Annotated in this window: 15 protein-coding genes; 8 read left to right on the forward strand and 7 right to left on the reverse strand. The window is 66.6% G+C overall.

Annotated features, from left to right (window positions below; genetic code table 11):
• Window positions 1–849, reverse strand: an 849-nt coding sequence (locus ACTVZP_RS21675; protein WP_443214215.1) for a polysaccharide biosynthesis/export family protein, incomplete at its 3' end; no start/stop codon positions are given.
• A gap of 635 nt (window positions 850–1484) precedes the next feature.
• On the opposite strand from ACTVZP_RS21675, the gene ACTVZP_RS21680 reads away from it, so the two are divergent.
• Window positions 1485–2672, forward strand: coding sequence for an MraY family glycosyltransferase (locus tag ACTVZP_RS21680; RefSeq protein WP_443214216.1), 1188 nt, complete (start codon window positions 1485–1487; stop codon window positions 2670–2672).
• Complete coding sequence (gene nusG / locus ACTVZP_RS21685) at window positions 2669–3193, forward strand: transcription termination/antitermination protein NusG (protein ID WP_443214217.1); 525 nt, start codon at window positions 2669–2671, stop codon at window positions 3191–3193. The genes ACTVZP_RS21680 and nusG overlap by 4 nt, the downstream gene beginning before the upstream one ends.
• A gap of 58 nt (window positions 3194–3251) precedes the next feature.
• On the opposite strand, the gene ACTVZP_RS21690 is transcribed toward nusG, so the two are convergent.
• On the reverse strand, window positions 3252–3692 hold the full coding sequence (locus ACTVZP_RS21690; RefSeq protein WP_443214218.1) for a hypothetical protein: 441 nt from the start codon (window positions 3690–3692) through the stop codon (window positions 3252–3254).
• Between the two features lie 1102 nt (window positions 3693–4794).
• On the opposite strand from ACTVZP_RS21690, the gene ACTVZP_RS21695 reads away from it, so the two are divergent.
• From ACTVZP_RS21695 to ACTVZP_RS21705, 3 genes are all read left to right on the forward strand, one after another.
• The gene (locus tag ACTVZP_RS21695; protein WP_443214219.1) at window positions 4795–6033 is read left to right on the forward strand and encodes an AAA family ATPase; all 1239 of its coding nucleotides are present in this window, start codon (window positions 4795–4797) and stop codon (window positions 6031–6033) included.
• A 14-nt stretch (window positions 6034–6047) separates the two neighbouring features.
• Complete coding sequence (locus tag ACTVZP_RS21700; RefSeq protein WP_443214220.1) at window positions 6048–6491, forward strand: hypothetical protein; 444 nt, start codon at window positions 6048–6050, stop codon at window positions 6489–6491.
• A gap of 219 nt (window positions 6492–6710) precedes the next feature.
• Window positions 6711–7304 (forward strand): hypothetical protein, encoded by a 594-nt coding sequence (locus tag ACTVZP_RS21705; protein ID WP_443214221.1) that lies wholly within the window; start codon window positions 6711–6713, stop codon window positions 7302–7304.
• On the opposite strand, the gene ACTVZP_RS21710 is transcribed toward ACTVZP_RS21705, so the two are convergent.
• From ACTVZP_RS21710 to ACTVZP_RS21725, 4 genes are all read right to left on the reverse strand, one after another.
• The gene (locus ACTVZP_RS21710; protein WP_443214222.1) at window positions 7292–7759 is read right to left on the reverse strand and encodes a hypothetical protein; all 468 of its coding nucleotides are present in this window, start codon (window positions 7757–7759) and stop codon (window positions 7292–7294) included. The two genes, ACTVZP_RS21705 and ACTVZP_RS21710, sit on opposite strands and share 13 nt — an antisense overlap.
• Window positions 7760–8212: 453 nt before the next feature.
• On the reverse strand, window positions 8213–8752 hold the full coding sequence (locus ACTVZP_RS21715; protein ID WP_443214223.1) for a hypothetical protein: 540 nt from the start codon (window positions 8750–8752) through the stop codon (window positions 8213–8215).
• A gap of 372 nt (window positions 8753–9124) precedes the next feature.
• The gene (locus ACTVZP_RS21720) at window positions 9125–9517 is read right to left on the reverse strand and encodes a hypothetical protein (RefSeq protein WP_443214224.1); all 393 of its coding nucleotides are present in this window, start codon (window positions 9515–9517) and stop codon (window positions 9125–9127) included.
• A 540-nt stretch (window positions 9518–10057) separates the two neighbouring features.
• Entirely contained in the window at window positions 10058–10369 is a 312-nt protein-coding gene (locus ACTVZP_RS21725; RefSeq protein ID WP_443214225.1) for a helix-turn-helix domain-containing protein, read from the reverse strand.
• Between the two features lie 390 nt (window positions 10370–10759).
• Between ACTVZP_RS21725 and ACTVZP_RS21730 the strand changes: the two genes are divergently transcribed.
• The 3 genes from ACTVZP_RS21730 (at window position 10760) to ACTVZP_RS21740 (ending at window position 12873) form a co-directional block, all read left to right on the forward strand.
• The gene (locus tag ACTVZP_RS21730) at window positions 10760–11008 is read left to right on the forward strand and encodes a helix-turn-helix domain-containing protein (RefSeq protein WP_443214226.1); all 249 of its coding nucleotides are present in this window, start codon (window positions 10760–10762) and stop codon (window positions 11006–11008) included.
• A gap of 65 nt (window positions 11009–11073) precedes the next feature.
• Window positions 11074–11565: a hypothetical protein gene (locus ACTVZP_RS21735; RefSeq protein WP_443214227.1), complete on the forward strand. Its 492-nt coding sequence runs from the start codon at window positions 11074–11076 to the stop codon at window positions 11563–11565.
• A 225-nt stretch (window positions 11566–11790) separates the two neighbouring features.
• Complete coding sequence (locus tag ACTVZP_RS21740) at window positions 11791–12873, forward strand: hypothetical protein (protein WP_443214228.1); 1083 nt, start codon at window positions 11791–11793, stop codon at window positions 12871–12873.
• A gap of 275 nt (window positions 12874–13148) precedes the next feature.
• Here the strand turns inward: ACTVZP_RS21740 and ACTVZP_RS21745 are convergent.
• On the reverse strand, window positions 13149–14373 hold a 1225-nt coding region (locus ACTVZP_RS21745; RefSeq protein WP_443214229.1), incomplete at its 5' end, for a nidogen-like domain-containing protein.

Raw genomic sequence — 14373 nt, forward strand, 5'->3', positions numbered from 1 at the left:
GCGCGCATCCGCCCGGCGCTCGAGGATCCCGCCCTGCCGGCTCAGCGCCTGGGTGAGCGTCAGCGGCTCGACCGAGAGATCGACCGCCGCCGGCTTCACGATCTCGCCGAGGAGATAGGCCTCGCGCGCCAGCCGGCGCGGCACCGTCACGATGTCGCCCGGCCGCAGCACCGGGTTGTTGCCGCCAAGCCCGCCGCTCAGGAACCCTTCGAGATCGACCCTGTAGGAGGTCCCGCCCCGCCGGACCGTCACCCGGCGCGCATCGGCCGTCTCCGTCAGCCCGCCGGCCGCATTGACCGCATCGAGAAGCGTCAGCGCCACCGTGGTCAGCGGCTGGCGGTTCGGGCTCTGCACCTCTCCCGTCACGCTCACCGCTTGCGAGTTGAAGGCCAGCACCCGCACATCCACCTGTGGATCGGGGATGAAGGCCGCAAGCCGCGTCCGGAGTTCCTCGCGCACCTCCTCCGGCGCCCGGCCCTTCGCGCGCACCGACCCCACGTAAGGATAGGCCACCGTCCCGTCCGCCTGGACCCGGAAGCCGCTCTCCCCGCGTTTTTCCTCGTCCCCCGGCAGCATGAGTTCGGGATGGTCGAACACCGTGATCCCCAGGATGTCTCCCACCCCGATCCGGTAGTCCCATCCCCCGCCCGCCGACAGGCGTGTCGCCTGGTGGGGCTCCGCCGGCAGCTCGAAGCTGCGGATGTTCTGTGCGTCGAGCCGGATCACATGGATGTTCTCCGGAAGCGCCTTCTGCGCGCCCTGCGTCACCGGAAAGCGCACATGGCCTTCGGAACAGCCTCCGAGAACCGTCAGCCCCCCCACAAGAACAATCGTCAGTCGGTGCAGCATCGGCGATCCCGTCTCTTTTTACGCCGCTGCCTCCCTGAACCAAGGCCCGGCGACTGACACTCATAAAGGCACCGCGAAAAACCGATGCCCCGGAAAGGCGAGACCGGCTCCAAATTCATCCGAAACGCGCGCAATCCCCTGGATCCGCAAGAAGCACAAAGCCATCCGAACAGAAATCCGACCGGACGGTCAGGTCCGATATCGCAGGTATCGCAAAACCCATACCACCGAGAAAAGGATAGGGGAACGCAAGCCGAACAGGCCCGGCGCAGAGCGGGAAACCCCGCGGAAGACATCCGCCTCGGTCCGGGCTTCGGGCCGATGTTTCCTTGGGAAAAACTCCGCGGCACGCGACGGGGGGCGCGCAGTGCGGCCGGGCGCTGCCCCGGAGAACCGCCGAAAGTATGGCGCTCATCTCAGGGATCTATCGAAAGGCGATTTCAATTTCCTCCTTCGTGGCCCGCCGCAATTGGCGCGGGCGGATCCGCCGGGAGATTGCAGACCTACGATAAATACCGGGCCGGCAGCCCGGAAATGCCCGTAGCGAAAGACATTGCCGTCAACTTTGGCGTCCATTTGAGATCGGGAAGGCCCCCCCTATCAAGATTGCGATTTCAAGCAATTTGGAGGGCCCGATGACATCCGGCGAATGGATTTCCATCATTACGGCATTTTCCGCCTCCGCACTCACCGCAGCACTCGTGGCCTGGACGAGGGACCATCACATCTCCCTTGTCCTGCGGCGCGACGATCTCCGCGCCGTCCAGGCAAGCCACTGCACCCCCACGCCCCGTCTCGGCGGCCTCGCCGTTCTCGCCGGACTGGCGCTCGGATCGCTCCTGGTCCCCCATGTCACCGCGACCGCCTGGATCCTGATCCTCGTCTCGGCAGCCCCCGTGGCCCTCGCAGGCCTCGCCGAGGACCTGGGCCTGCGGATCCCGCCCGCCGGGCGCCTCGCCGCCGCCGGTCTCTCGAGCCTGATCGCGGTCGTCACCCTGCAGGTCTGGCTCCCCCGCCTCGGCATCCCGGGCCTCGACCTCCTCATGGCCTGGGCCGTCGTCGCCATTCCCTTCAGCATCTTTTCCGTCATGGGCGTCTGCAACGCCTTCAACCTCATCGACGGAATGAACGGCCTCTCCGGCTTCACCGGCGTCGCAACCGCCCTCGGCCTCGCCGCCGTCGCCCTGCAGGCGGAAGACCCCGGCCTCGTCTGGATGGCGCTCCTGCTCATCTCCGCCCTCACCGGCTTTCTGATCTTCAACTACCCCCAGGCACGGATCTTCCTCGGAGACGCGGGCGCCTATGCGATCGGACATCTCCTGGCCTGGACGGCAATCCTCTCGATGTCGCGGATCGGCGAGCTCACGCCCTGGGCCGTCCTGCTCATCTTCTTCTGGCCCGTCGCCGACACGCTCCTCGCCATCTGGCGCCGCCGCACCGCCGGGCGCCGCTCCGACGAGCCCGACCGGCTGCATTTCCACCAGTTCGTCATGCGGGCCCTCGAGATCCTCATCCTCGGACGCCAGGCACGCCGGATCGCAAACCCGCTCACGACCCTCATCCTCATGCCCATGGTCGCGGCTCCCGTCATCGCCGGCGTCCTGCTCTGGAACCAGCCCCTCATCGCCTTCGCAACCCTCTTGGCCTTCGGCGCCCTCTTCATCGCCACCTACATGGCCGGAATGGCCCTGGCCTCCGGGCGCGGAAGATACCTTCCCCCGGTCCGGGCGCGGATCCGCGAGACAACCGCCTCCTGGACGAGCCGGGGCCGGACAGACGCGCGCGACGATCTCGCTCTCGATGAAGCCGGAGATCGCGCGTGACCTGCCACCAGACCCTCCCCGAGATCGCCCCCTGGTATCTCGTCCAGACAAAGCCCAATGCCTTCCGCATCGCCGAGCGGAACCTCCTGCGGCAGGAGTTCTCCATCTTCTCCCCCACCCAGAACCAGACGAGGAAATGCGGAACCCGCTTCCGGACCACCGTCCAGCAGCTCTTCCCGGGCTATCTCTTCGTCCGCTTCAATCCGGAATTTCCCCGGTGGCGCGCCATCAACTCGACATATGGCGTCTCGCGTCTTGTCACCTTCGGGAACGTTCCCAGTCCCGTCCCCCACGCCCTCATCGCCGGTCTGCAGCAGAGATGTGGAAGTGACGGAAGCCTCCTGCCCCCCGATCAGCTCACCGTCGGTGACCGCATCAGGATCGTCGCAGGACCCTTCGCCGATTACGTCGCGACCATCGAGCAGATCGACCAGGACAGACGTGTCTGGATCCTCCTCGACATTCTCGGCGGGAAGACAAGAACCCAGATCCCTGTCGAGCAGCTCCAGAAGGCGGGATAGCGGACGGCCCCGGCGCGGACCCGGGTCCCGCTCCCGTCCGCTCGCGGCAGGCATCCCCTTACCGTTCCGGCGTCACATCCTTCATTTCGGCCCTGAGCAGAAGCGCCACATGGTCGGCCGTGAACTTGAACCCCTGGCCGTCCGGGATGCGTTCGGCCGAGACCGGGTATCTGGGCCTCCGGGGATCGAGGCCCGCGATACGGAAGCGTGCGCGTCCCGTCGAGAATTCGCGGCCATAGTCCTCCGGCGATAATCCGTACTCCTCGGCCAGCGCCTCGAACAGGATGCGCTCCGGGTCGAGCGCCGTCCCGTCGGGCAGCGGGATCGAGACGCGGATGCCGAACTCGAAGGTCCAGCGCAGGTCCATCGCCCTCACTCCGAGGCTCTCCGCGAGGAGGCCGTGGGTCCGGGCCACCTGACGGCAAGCCTCCAGCATGTCCGCCTCGATCCTGCGGCAGAGGCCCGGCGTCAGGTTCCTGGGAGGAGAAGCTTCCGGCATGTTCGACTCGCTCGTTTTCGGTGGCGTATCCGAAATCCGGAGAGTCTGCATCCCGGGCCTGCCGCGTCAGAAGGGCAGGGGTCGTGCCGAGGAGGCATCAGGCAGGGAAAGTCCGGATCTTCCAGGGATCGTCTCCGGGGTCCTGTCGGCCCTGTCCTTCTTCCCGTCGGCTCGTTCCTGTCGCCGTCACGGGGGTGGTGGGCCAAGGATCGGATGTGGCACGATCCTGATGCGTGCGTCCGCTCCGGCCATGCGAGCCGATCGAGCTGGCCCGTTTGTGGGAGTGAAAGCCTTGCGTCGGGAGCTCTGAGCGGACTGGCGATCCCCCTGGATCCTTTCCCGATCCGGTAATACGGGGTTCACGATGCCCGCAGGCATTATCGGGCCGGAGCCGCACAACATCCCCGGCCCGAAAAGGCCCTGGAGAACCATATCCGGATCTGGCTGATGAGCGGCCCCCGCTCCTGATCGGGGGCTTCTCGAAACCGGGCTTGTCGAGACCGGGCTTGTCGAGACCGGGCTTTTCGGGCACGGGCCGGAAGGAGAGGTGGCAGGCCTCAGGGAAGGCCTGCGACACCTGGCTGGAGCCATGGCCGACCAGGTCCGGACAGGAACCCGGCCTCGATGAGGCCGATCTTCCCGCCCCGCGCCGCCGCCGTCTGCGGGAGGTCCGGCCGTCTCGTCTCCACCGCCACGCGCCCGAACTCCGCATTCCGCGCTCCGCGGGATGGCGCAGCCCCGAAGCGCCGATGCCCGCGGCTTTCCCCCGCGCCCTGCAGGAAATGGGAGGGCAGCCGACGGGCAGTCCGTGCGTTTCCGGCCTGTCCTGCAGCCTCGCCTGCCGACGTCGCGCCGGTGCGCTCGAGATCCTCCCATCCGGATTTTTTATCTTGACAGCCGATTCGGCCGCCGTCATGACTTTCGGCATGTCGAACCGGCACGCCCATCACTCGATACGCTGATCTTTCCGATTTCGGGAGGCGGCACGGGTGTGCGGCGGGGTCTTATAAGCCCTTAGCGCCAGATCAGCGTAGCGACCGGGTTCGAGTCCCGGGCCTCCTACCAATCCGCATCAGCTTGACCGTGGACCCTGGGGGTGGCCGTGCCTTTTTCCGAAGACGATCTCCATGACGACTGGGAGGCCGACGAGCTTCCCCCCACGCCGGCCGGCTTCCGGCGCGAATGGGCACGGCTGCGGGAAATGGACGCCTCGACGCATCACAATGAGGCGCAGAGATGGGCGTTCCTGAAGCGACCGACCGGTCTCGGGATCTACAGGCTCCTCTTCGGACGGGCCTGCTCGGAGCCTCATGAGGCCGTCAGGAGGCGGCTGCGCGAGCTGCAGATGGTCGAGCCGCTGTGGCTGGACGTCATCCTCGAGATGCGCTCGCGCCTCATGCAGCTGGCCGGCGATCCTTCCGGAGGAGAGGGGGCTGCCGGGACCGCATCCGCCAGACCCTCATTCGTCGGAACCGCGGAGGGCGATGTCCCGGCCGGCCACATCGTGCTGCATGCGGCTCCGGCAAAGGCGGGGGAGGACCGGCGCGGCCGGGATGCCATGCGCGAGGCGCTGGCCAGGCCGAAGCGGCTTGCGGGCCCGGGATCGCGTGACGAGGTGGACGGGCTCTTTGCCGCCCTCTTCGCTGAAAGCCCCTGGCTCCGGGAGCCGCTCGCATGGGCCTGGCAGAGGGCGCTCGACAGTCTCGACGAATGCGGATGGGTCCGTCTTCCGCCGCTGTTGCTGCTCGGACCGCCCGGCTGCGGCAAGACCCGGATGGCCGAGCGGCTGGCCGACCTGGCGGGCCTGCCCTGCTCGCGCCTCGAGGGCGCCAGCATGACGGCAAGCTTTCCGGTCGGAGGGAGCGATTTCCAGTGGAACTCCTCCCATCCCGGGGAGGCCGTGAGGCTGATCCACGAGAGCGGCGTGGCAAATCCCTGCGTGATCTTCGATGAGGTCGAGAAGGGACAGACGAGCTCCTCCGGGGGGGATCCGCGCCAGGCCCTCCTGCCCTTTCTGCAGCGCTCCACCGCGGCGAGCTATCGCTGCCCCTACCTGCAGGCGCCGGTCGATCTCAGCCACGTCACCTGGATCCTCACGGCCAACAGCCTTGAGGGGCTCGGCGCCCCGCTCCTCGACCGCGTGACGATTTTCCGCGTGAGCCATCCCACGGGCGCCGATCTCGAGCGGCTCGTCATCCGGATCCTGGAGGGGCTGGAGGTGGACGAGCGTGTCGTGGCGCGGATCAGGGCGGAAATCGAGAGCGGACGGCTGACGCTCCGCGGACTCGAGCGCCTGAAAAACGATTTCCGGGCGCTCGGGCGCCGGCCGATGCTGCATTGAAAGGACAGATGATGATGACGGATAGTCGAGACAAGGGTGCGGAATTCCTGCTGATGCTCGCCCTGCCGCTGCTGGCGCTCCTGCTGGCCCTTGCGCATGCCTGGGCGGTGCGCGAGATCGCAGGCGATCTCGGGCATCTCACGGATCTGCCGCGTGCCTCCAGGCTGGGCTATCCGTTCATTTCGACCCGCCCCGTGCTCTATCCGGGCTACCTGTTTCTGACGGTGGCCTGTCTGGCCACGATGGCCTTGGCGTCCGAACTCCCGAAGGGGCGCATCGCGGGCTTCTTGCTGGGCCTCGCGTTTCTGGTCCATGCCGCGGTCGTTCTGATGATTACCCTGTTGGCAGCCCTCGGGCTGATCGCTACCGTCTTCGTCCTGGCCACCTCGCTCGGGCAGGTTCTTCTCGTCGGAACCGGGCTGAGCTGGCTCGCGGCCTGGGCCTTCGTCTCGTCCTGAACCGCGCATCCATAAGATGGGCCACCCCTCGTCACGATCCCCATGATGGTGTATCTGACGCCGCGCCGCAGCTCGGGGGAGGTCGCGATATGCACCTTTGGCGCATGGGGGCCGAACTTAAGTTCATGCGGCCATCGGCGCGCATGCTTATGCACACTTCGATGTCGGTGTGACTCGGCGCAATGTCCGGGCGTTCAAGGGACAGATCTCGAGGGTATGATGGACAATCCCCACCTCTGCATCGGCATGTCCGTGGGGCATCATGCGGAGATGCGAGATCCCGATCGGGGAACCGAAGGTCGGATGCGGGAGGCGGCCCGTCTCGAGCTGCGCCCCTCCGAAAGGGTGGGGGAGGATTCGCCGGCCACGCTCCCCGGTTTCGTGAGGATGCATGTTCCCTACGGATTGGGCGGCGCGGTCCCGGCCTGGCTGGAAGGCCACGGCCGGCTGGCGGTGGCACGGGCGCGCTCCGTTCTTCTGCACCGCGGCCAGTTTCCCGATCTGAGGCGCGATCCCCTGTCCTTTGCGCAATATGTGCTCCATCGGATGCGGGTTCCGTCCGCCGTTGCGCGGGAATGGGTCCGGGATCGGCCGGCGGAGCGGCTCCGCTATCTGGCGCTCTACGAGCCTGAGCGGGAAGCGCTGTCGGTCCTCGCGGCGACGGGGCTGTTGAAGAAGGCCGACGCGGATCTCGTGGCAGCACTGGGGCGCGGGTTCCGCGACGAGGTGCTGGTCGTTCTGGGAAAGATCGTCAGCCGGTATCACGAGCAGCGGGACATCCGTGAGCAGCCTCCCGTGCGTCAGGCCGGGTAATCCGGCAGGCGCCGTGCGAGCGCGAACCAGGCCCAGGCCAGGGCACGGCTGAAATCTGTCGTCCATGGGAGCATGTGAGCATGATCCATGGCGGCGGGTTCGAGACGATCGGCAATCCAGGGGGCCCGGGGCGGCTGGCCGGGATCGGCCTGCAACGGCAGGGGTGTCTCGTGGAGACGGCTCCAGAGGGCCGGAGCCTCACGGGCGCGCAGCGCGATGCCGGAGGTGAGAAGGGGCGCGCGCTCTTGCCAGGGGCCGGCCCAGAGAGTGGCGAGGAGGGCCTGGCCTTCGGCGCTGGCGGTCAGGAGCCATCGACGGCCCGCAAAGGGCAGGGCGGGCCGTCCACCGAGGAGGGCGGCCACCAGCGGCTCGGTGCAGAGGGCCACGATGTGATCGGGCACCATGTCGCGATGATGCCGGCTCACCTGGCCGGTAAGCAGCGAAACCTGGCGCATGAGCAACTTCATCCGGAGTCCCGGCTTCTCGAGGTCTCTTGGGTCTCGCGGCGGAAGGAGCCGCGGATGCGATCGGACGAAGGATGCGCCGGAAGCCGGCGTGGCAGGAAAGCTCCCCTTGTCGGCCACAGTGCAGTCAGCGCATGCGGGAGGCTGCAGGTTCCCGAAATGTGACCGGGATGTGCAGCCACATGCTGCGTTTTTACCCGAGGATTCCGGAATGGACCGGATCACCGCTTGTCCTGCCGGAGGTGTCGGCGCGCCCTCTGTGCTTCAGGCCATGACCCCTGACGGAGACCGGCACGGCGTCGTGGTTCTCGTCCCGTAGTTGGTTCCGGCCGTAGTTGGTTCCGGGGGACGCGGACAAGACGCCTGCACCGAGTTCGCGTGCGCATGTGACGGGTTCGCTTGTCGGGACGGTGCCCGGGCGCAGGCGAAGACGGCAACCGTGCTTCAGAAGGCGCCGATCGATCCGACCGCCCAGACGAACATCGAGGAGAAGGCGGCGAGGCTGGTTATCCAGGAGAGACTGCCCTTCCTCACGCTGTTCGCGATCAGTCCGCCGATCAGGCCACCCGGCAGCCAGCCGAACACGGAGACCAGGATGACGGAGGCGCCGTTGAAGTCGGATGTCGATCCGTCCTGGGGCACGATGCCGTGAAGCCATGCAAATTGCAGTGCCGGGCCGAGAACGATGGATGTCAGGACGCCCAGGGCATGGAGGGACGTGCCGTCGTTGCTGCGCCCGTCTTCCGGCGGGTTCGTCCCGTGTCCGGCGGTTCTTGTCCGGACGATGTCCGCACGATGGGCGAGGATCACGGCGGCAAGCAATGTTCCCGGGAGGCAGACCGCCAGCGCGATCCAGAAATCCTCGTTGAAGAACGGATAGAGGATGGTCGTGTTGTCGAAGACCATGGACCGATGCACAAACCTCGCAACAACCGCGATCGCGATCCCGATCAGGGACGACATGACAAGTTGGAATTTGCTCACCTGAATACCCTTGAGAGCGCCGGATGATCTGGCTCGGGCGATCCGGCACCCTGCGGGCTTGAGCCAGCAGGAGCCGCGAAACCTGTCGCCACATCCGAAAGCGGCTGGAAAAAAGGACAATATCCGTCAGCATATGTCCGGAGGATCGTCTTCGGCAAGCCGGGCGTCACCTGGTATCCCGGTCGCTCAGGCGATCGCACGCCAGAGCGATCTCCTCGCCCTTGATGCCGCCATCAAGGCCGCCCGGCCGGCTCGGACCGGTTGGGCGCAGGAGGCGACCTCGTCATCTTGCACGTTCCGATCAGGCTGGCGACGCGCGCCGGGGACCGGGCATGGACACCGTGCCGCCCGCCTCGGATGAGGTGCTGTTGATCACTCGTAACCGGGGGAACGCGTCGTCCAGTAGCCGGTCGGAGAGGGAAGGGGCTCGTGGCCGAGCAGGGCGAGTTTCCGGGGATCGCGCCAGGTCGGCTCGAGGAGGTCTGCGATCTCACTGGGATCTTCCCGGAGCAGCCACGAGGAAAATTCCTCAGCCGTGAGCCCGCGAAAGAGGATCTTGTGCCGATCGGTGGGTGAGTGCCAGGCCGCGAGGGCGAGGAAGGCGGCCGCGCGCCGCAGATCGCTCGCTTCGAACAACGGGCCCAGGATGCGGATGCCGCACTGCTCCTCGAGTCCGGAGGCCGTCTCGAAGGCCCAGCCGCAGAAGGGCCGCAACCCATGCGGTCGGGTCTCGTGCCGGGCATCGTGGGACGGGTCATGTGTCATGAAGGGTCACAGGGGCAGGGCTTTGCTCCCGCTGGATGCGGTGAGACACGACCCTTGTGGCATATGGCCGGGCAACAGGAAACAGCATTGGGCGGAGCACATGTGCAAAGGTGCAAGAAGATGCTCCCTTGACTTGACGCATCCCGTCCAGTGGGACCCGCCGTCCATGCGGGCATCCCGAGGCGATCTCGGGACTTGCTTTTCCGGCAGCCCGAACCCTGGAAATGACGGTGTCCCGCGGCCCGGCTTCACCCGGCGAACAGCCAGCGATCTGCCTGGCGCGCCGCGCCGGAACTCCGGCTGCATCGGCGTGCCGCGGCCAGTCGGCAATGGCGGCGCGAACCGGATCAACGAGCGCGGCGATCGCCGCGGGCTTCATCCCGAGCGCTCGTCCGATCGACTCCAGGTGCTGCCGGCCGGGCCGGCGCCCCTCTCCGGCGATGGCGAGATGGTGCCCGCCGCCGGGACCGTCGGAGAAGCTGACGGGACGGACATCGTCCGGGTCGAAGGCGATCTCGACGCGGAGGCGTCGGACCATGGTCACGGACTCTTGCGGGTGCGGGCGCGCTGTCGCGCTGCGGGCCGGTCAAGATCGTCGAGACGGGTTGCTTCGACGGCCGGGAACAGGGCGCCGAAGCCTGCGACGGCGTCGAGCGCGTCGGCGATGGCGAGCAGGCCGGTGAGACTGATCCGCCCCTTCTGCTCGAAGAGCTTCAGGGTCGCCAGCGGAACTCCGGACCGCGTGGCCAACTCGCTCTGGGTCAGCCCGAGCGCGAGCCGGCGGCCGCGGGCTGCGGCGCGAACCCGATCCTGCATCTCGGAGGGCGTGTCGAGGTTGAGACTAAAGGACATTATAATATCCTTTGAGAAGGATTATTCCTTGGTAAGGATATTATATTGTCCCAAGCGAAAGCCAATGAAGAGACGGGTCGGGCGCCCGCACCCGGCGGCGCGTTGAGGACGTCCCCGGGCTGAGTGTGCTCACTACGGGCCTCGCTGGGCAGCAGGCAGACTGAGAGATCATCGTTCCCGGTGTCCCCCACCTGTGATGGCAGCGGGTCAGGAGGGGCTACCCGACCCATCATCAGAGGCTGCCAGGCCTCTTGGGAGGCAGTGCGCGCCGTTGCACCTGCGGAGATAATCGGCTTGTGGCTCACGCTCGATAGCTATGGGCTATATATCCTCTTTATAGCTTGAGAGCCATATTTGCCGATTAATAGCTTGTAAGCTATACACGCACTCATGCGGACATCACCCTCATCCCCCATTCGAAGCCTGCGACAAGCCGGGACCGTCCTGCGTGCGTGCCGCACTGCACGCAAACTGAGTCAGAAGCAGCTGGGCGAGATGACTGGAACAGCACAGTCCACGATCTCCGACATCGAGAACGGGGTCGTCTCGGCAAGCCTCGATGTCTATCTGCGCCTCCTCGAGGCCCTCGGTGCCGAACTGTCGGCGACGAACCGCGTGACCGACAGGGAGTCATCCTGAGATGGCGCGCAACGCCCGGCCCGATCGGTGCCTCGGATGGTCACGCCAGGAACTTCAGCCTGCAATTGCAGCACCGCGGCCGTTTCCGCCTCGCACCCCTCTACGACATCCTGAGCCTTGCCTCGGTCGTGTACGTCGGACGGCTGCAACCGTCTCGACCTCGCGCTGGAACGGGCGCGGCTCGCGGTCGGCGATCAGGTGCCGGATGCCGTCAAGGGACCGGTCGCATCCGATGCGGCTCAGCGAGCCGCACAGATGAAGGACCTGTTGCAGGACACATCAGCGGACCCCGAGTTGTAGGCGGCACCAGCCGCACGCATTCGCTTCGATACACCGCTGGTGATCGCGGCGAGCCGGGTTGCCCCCGCCTGTGCCCGCCACCCGGCCGCGCCTCGTGCGCTTCGGGCCGGCCGAGGTTCGAGCGGCCTGCTGCCCCGGAGGCCGTACGCCTTTGGGCGGGGAGGGCCTGTCTTGCTATTTATTCCAAAGATAATAAATACTTATACTTAAGACAATTTCCTTCTTTGGGATTGCTCTGGAATCCTTCGATCCGTTGATCCTGCTGCCTTTGAAACGATTCAAAACCATCATCTTTGCTCGACCCCCCAGACGGGGTTGAGCCGAACCGGAGGTATTCGATCATCCCGTCTCGGGATCCTGCGGAAGCCGAAGTTGAGGCGGCTCCCTGTATCGTCCGGGATCTTTTCGAACGGGCGCCGACACCCTTCCGGGGTCCGGCAGTCTCTCGCCAGCATTTTTTGCCCTATTTCACGGAGGATATCATGACGCCGCGCCACGAGTTCGCCTGCCACTCCGACAAGGGTCCACGCCCCGATGTGCCCGGCGGCTGGGTCCTGCCCGTCCTGATCCGTCTCGAAGCCACGACCGGCCGGCAGCTGATCGGTCCGCTGGCCCTGGCGGGGGCGGAGCGGCGTTCGGCCGTCTTTGCCGCCCTGGCGGCTCTCGAGAGCGATCCCGGCCTCCCGCCCGCCCTCGCCGACCTGCCGCTCGACGGGTTCGTCGAGTGGCTGCTGTCTGCCGAGCCTGCCGCGATCGTCGCCGCCCTTCATGGCGATGTGCCCGGACTTGCTTCGGTGATTGCGCGCATCGGGTGCGATCCGCTCCTGGAGCCGGCCGACTATGCCCTCCTGGTGACGCTTCTGTCGGACAGGAATCCGCGTGCGCGTCGGCAGGCGCAGTGTCTTCGGCAGGCAGAGCCGGTCACCTCTTCCCTGTTGCGCATCCTCGACCGGCTGCGGGCCGCCTACCTGAGGCCGGGCGTGGTCCGCGCGATCCGGACGCCGGAGGTGGCGAACCGGATCGAGCAGATCACGGATTTCCTGCTGCAGTCCTGCAGTCGGCTGACGGAGGATGATCTTGCGCGGTCCCTGGAGGAAGGCGCCCTGTTCAATTTTCACGACTGGGCCAGTCATGTGCTGCTCTGGTACGGCGATGAGCTCTGCGACCTGCCCGATGACACGGACCTCCGCTTCCTGCGCTCGGCACGGGAGTTCGGCCGTCTCTCCGAGCAGTACGGGTGCGATCTTGCCGGTGCCTCTTCGGGAAGGATCCTGAACGCGGCGCTGGGAGTGGCGGCTTACGCGGAATGGAAGCACGTTCCGGTGCTCGTGGAACTGGTGCGGATGAGCGACGGCGCCGGCACCCTCTGGGTATGCCAGGATCTTCACGGGCCGGACAGGGCGCAGTTGTCCAGTCGGCTCGAACGCGACATTCGCGCCGCCCTCCGCCGGCGGGGCATCCTGTCCCTTGCCGTCACGCATCGTCCGGGCGTGGCCTTCGAGGTGGCGGAGCGGTTTGCCCATGTCGAGCCGGTGAGCGTCCTGCGGCTGTGCGAGGCGGCTTGAACCCGGTCCGCCAGGAGAGGCGGCCGGAGCCGGGACCGGCCGCCGCTCCGGGCGACCGCGGCGGCCGGAACGCGCCCTCCCCTTGCGGATGGGCCCACCGACCTGACACTGCCCGCGGTGTCAGGCTTTCGGATTTCCGGCCCAACCTGACGCTTTGCTGATGAAGCTGGGGGCGCCGCTTGATGGATGTTCTGGCACCCGGGAGCAGGCGGGATCTTCCGTTTTTTCGGCGAAGTCTCCCCGCCGGACGGGCGGAGAGACCTGCCTGCAGATGTTCAGGTGAAGAGGAAGTCGCTGCCGGTGATCAGCCTGTGGTCGGTGTCCTCGACGAGGATGCGAACGTTGCCGAAGCGGATTTCAGCATCAGCGCCACGATCGATCACCCGGATGTCGGCCATGGAGTCTGCGCCGGAGCGGATCTCGAACCGGTCTTCCCCATTGGCAAAGTCACGCACGCGGTCCGTTCCCGCTCCCAGGGTGAAGACGAAGATGTCGGCTCCAGCGCCGCCCGTCAGCCGGTCGTTCCCGGCACCACCGGAAAGCGTGTCGCGCCCACTGCCTCCGATCAGGATGTCGGCTCCGCTGCCGCCGCTTAGCGCATCGTCTCCGTTCCCTCCGTCCAGCCGGTCGTTCCCTGCTCCGCCCTGCAGTTGGTCGCGGCCACCGAAACCGTAAAGGCGGTCATTGCCGTTGTTGCCGTTCAGGCGGTTGCTTCCGTCGGTGCCACGCAGCACGTCATGGCCCGATCCACTCTCCACGTTTTCGATGCTGATCAGCCGATCGCGTCCGTCTCCAGTGTTCTGCGGCCCGGTCAGGCGCAGGTTCACGGTCACCGGGCTGCTGGTCAGAAACTCCGCCCAGTCCGCTCCGTATCCACCGTTCAGGATGTCGTTTCCCGCCCCGCCGTTCAGTCGGTCCGCGCCGGCTTCGCCGAACAGCTGGTCGCTGCCTGCGCCGCCATAAAGGCGATCATCACCCGACCCGCCCCGGATCGTGTCCTGGCCTGCGTCGCCGTACAGACCGTCATTCCCGCTCCTGCCGCGCAGGATGTCGTTGCCGGCAAGACCGAACCAGACGTCCCGCCCGCCGGTGCCGTTGAAGATGTCGCGCTCTGGCGTCCCGAAACCCGAGGGGGCGCCGTTTTCGATCAGGAACTGCCAGACGCCGGTTACCCCGAGATTCCCGGGCGTGTCCTCGAGCGCAAGGATCGCACCCTGGTTGCCCGAGGCAGGCAGTTCGAAGAAGACGTCGCCCAGGGAGAAGCCCGCATGCGCCACGATGCCACCAAGTCCTCCCGAGCCTCGCGAAGCATCGCCGGTCGTCCAGTTCACGTCGTCATAGCGGAAGATGATCTCGACATTCCCCGCACCGCGGTCGCGAAGCTCCAACTGGAACGTGTTCAGCCTGTTCGTGTGGGACGCGAAATATCCCACGTCATTCCAGGTGACGATGACGCTGTCACGGCTTTCGTTGAAGTCCCAGAACACGCCGTCGCGTGAT

It is taken from the genome of Rhodobacter sp. NSM, assembly GCF_052244495.1.
Lineage (GTDB): Bacteria > Pseudomonadota > Alphaproteobacteria > Rhodobacterales > Rhodobacteraceae > Cereibacter_A.

Bases quoted from the DNA above. Each gene is read 5' to 3' on its own strand.
- ACTVZP_RS21730 (WP_443214226.1), top strand. From the start codon at position 10,760: ATGCGGACATCACCCTCATCCCCCATTCGAAGCCTGCGACAAGCCGGG.
- ACTVZP_RS21720 (WP_443214224.1), bottom strand. From the start codon at position 9,517: ATGACACATGACCCGTCCCACGATGCCCGGCACGAGACCCGACCGCAT.
- ACTVZP_RS21705 (WP_443214221.1), top strand. From the start codon at position 6,711: ATGGACAATCCCCACCTCTGCATCGGCATGTCCGTGGGGCATCATGCG.
- ACTVZP_RS21690 (WP_443214218.1), bottom strand. From the start codon at position 3,692: ATGCCGGAAGCTTCTCCTCCCAGGAACCTGACGCCGGGCCTCTGCCGC.
- ACTVZP_RS21700 (WP_443214220.1), top strand. From the start codon at position 6,048: ATGACGGATAGTCGAGACAAGGGTGCGGAATTCCTGCTGATGCTCGCC.
- ACTVZP_RS21710 (WP_443214222.1), bottom strand. From the start codon at position 7,759: ATGCGCCAGGTTTCGCTGCTTACCGGCCAGGTGAGCCGGCATCATCGC.
- ACTVZP_RS21740 (WP_443214228.1), top strand. From the start codon at position 11,791: ATGACGCCGCGCCACGAGTTCGCCTGCCACTCCGACAAGGGTCCACGC.
- ACTVZP_RS21725 (WP_443214225.1), bottom strand. From the start codon at position 10,369: ATGTCCTTTAGTCTCAACCTCGACACGCCCTCCGAGATGCAGGATCGG.
- ACTVZP_RS21680 (WP_443214216.1), top strand. From the start codon at position 1,485: ATGACATCCGGCGAATGGATTTCCATCATTACGGCATTTTCCGCCTCC.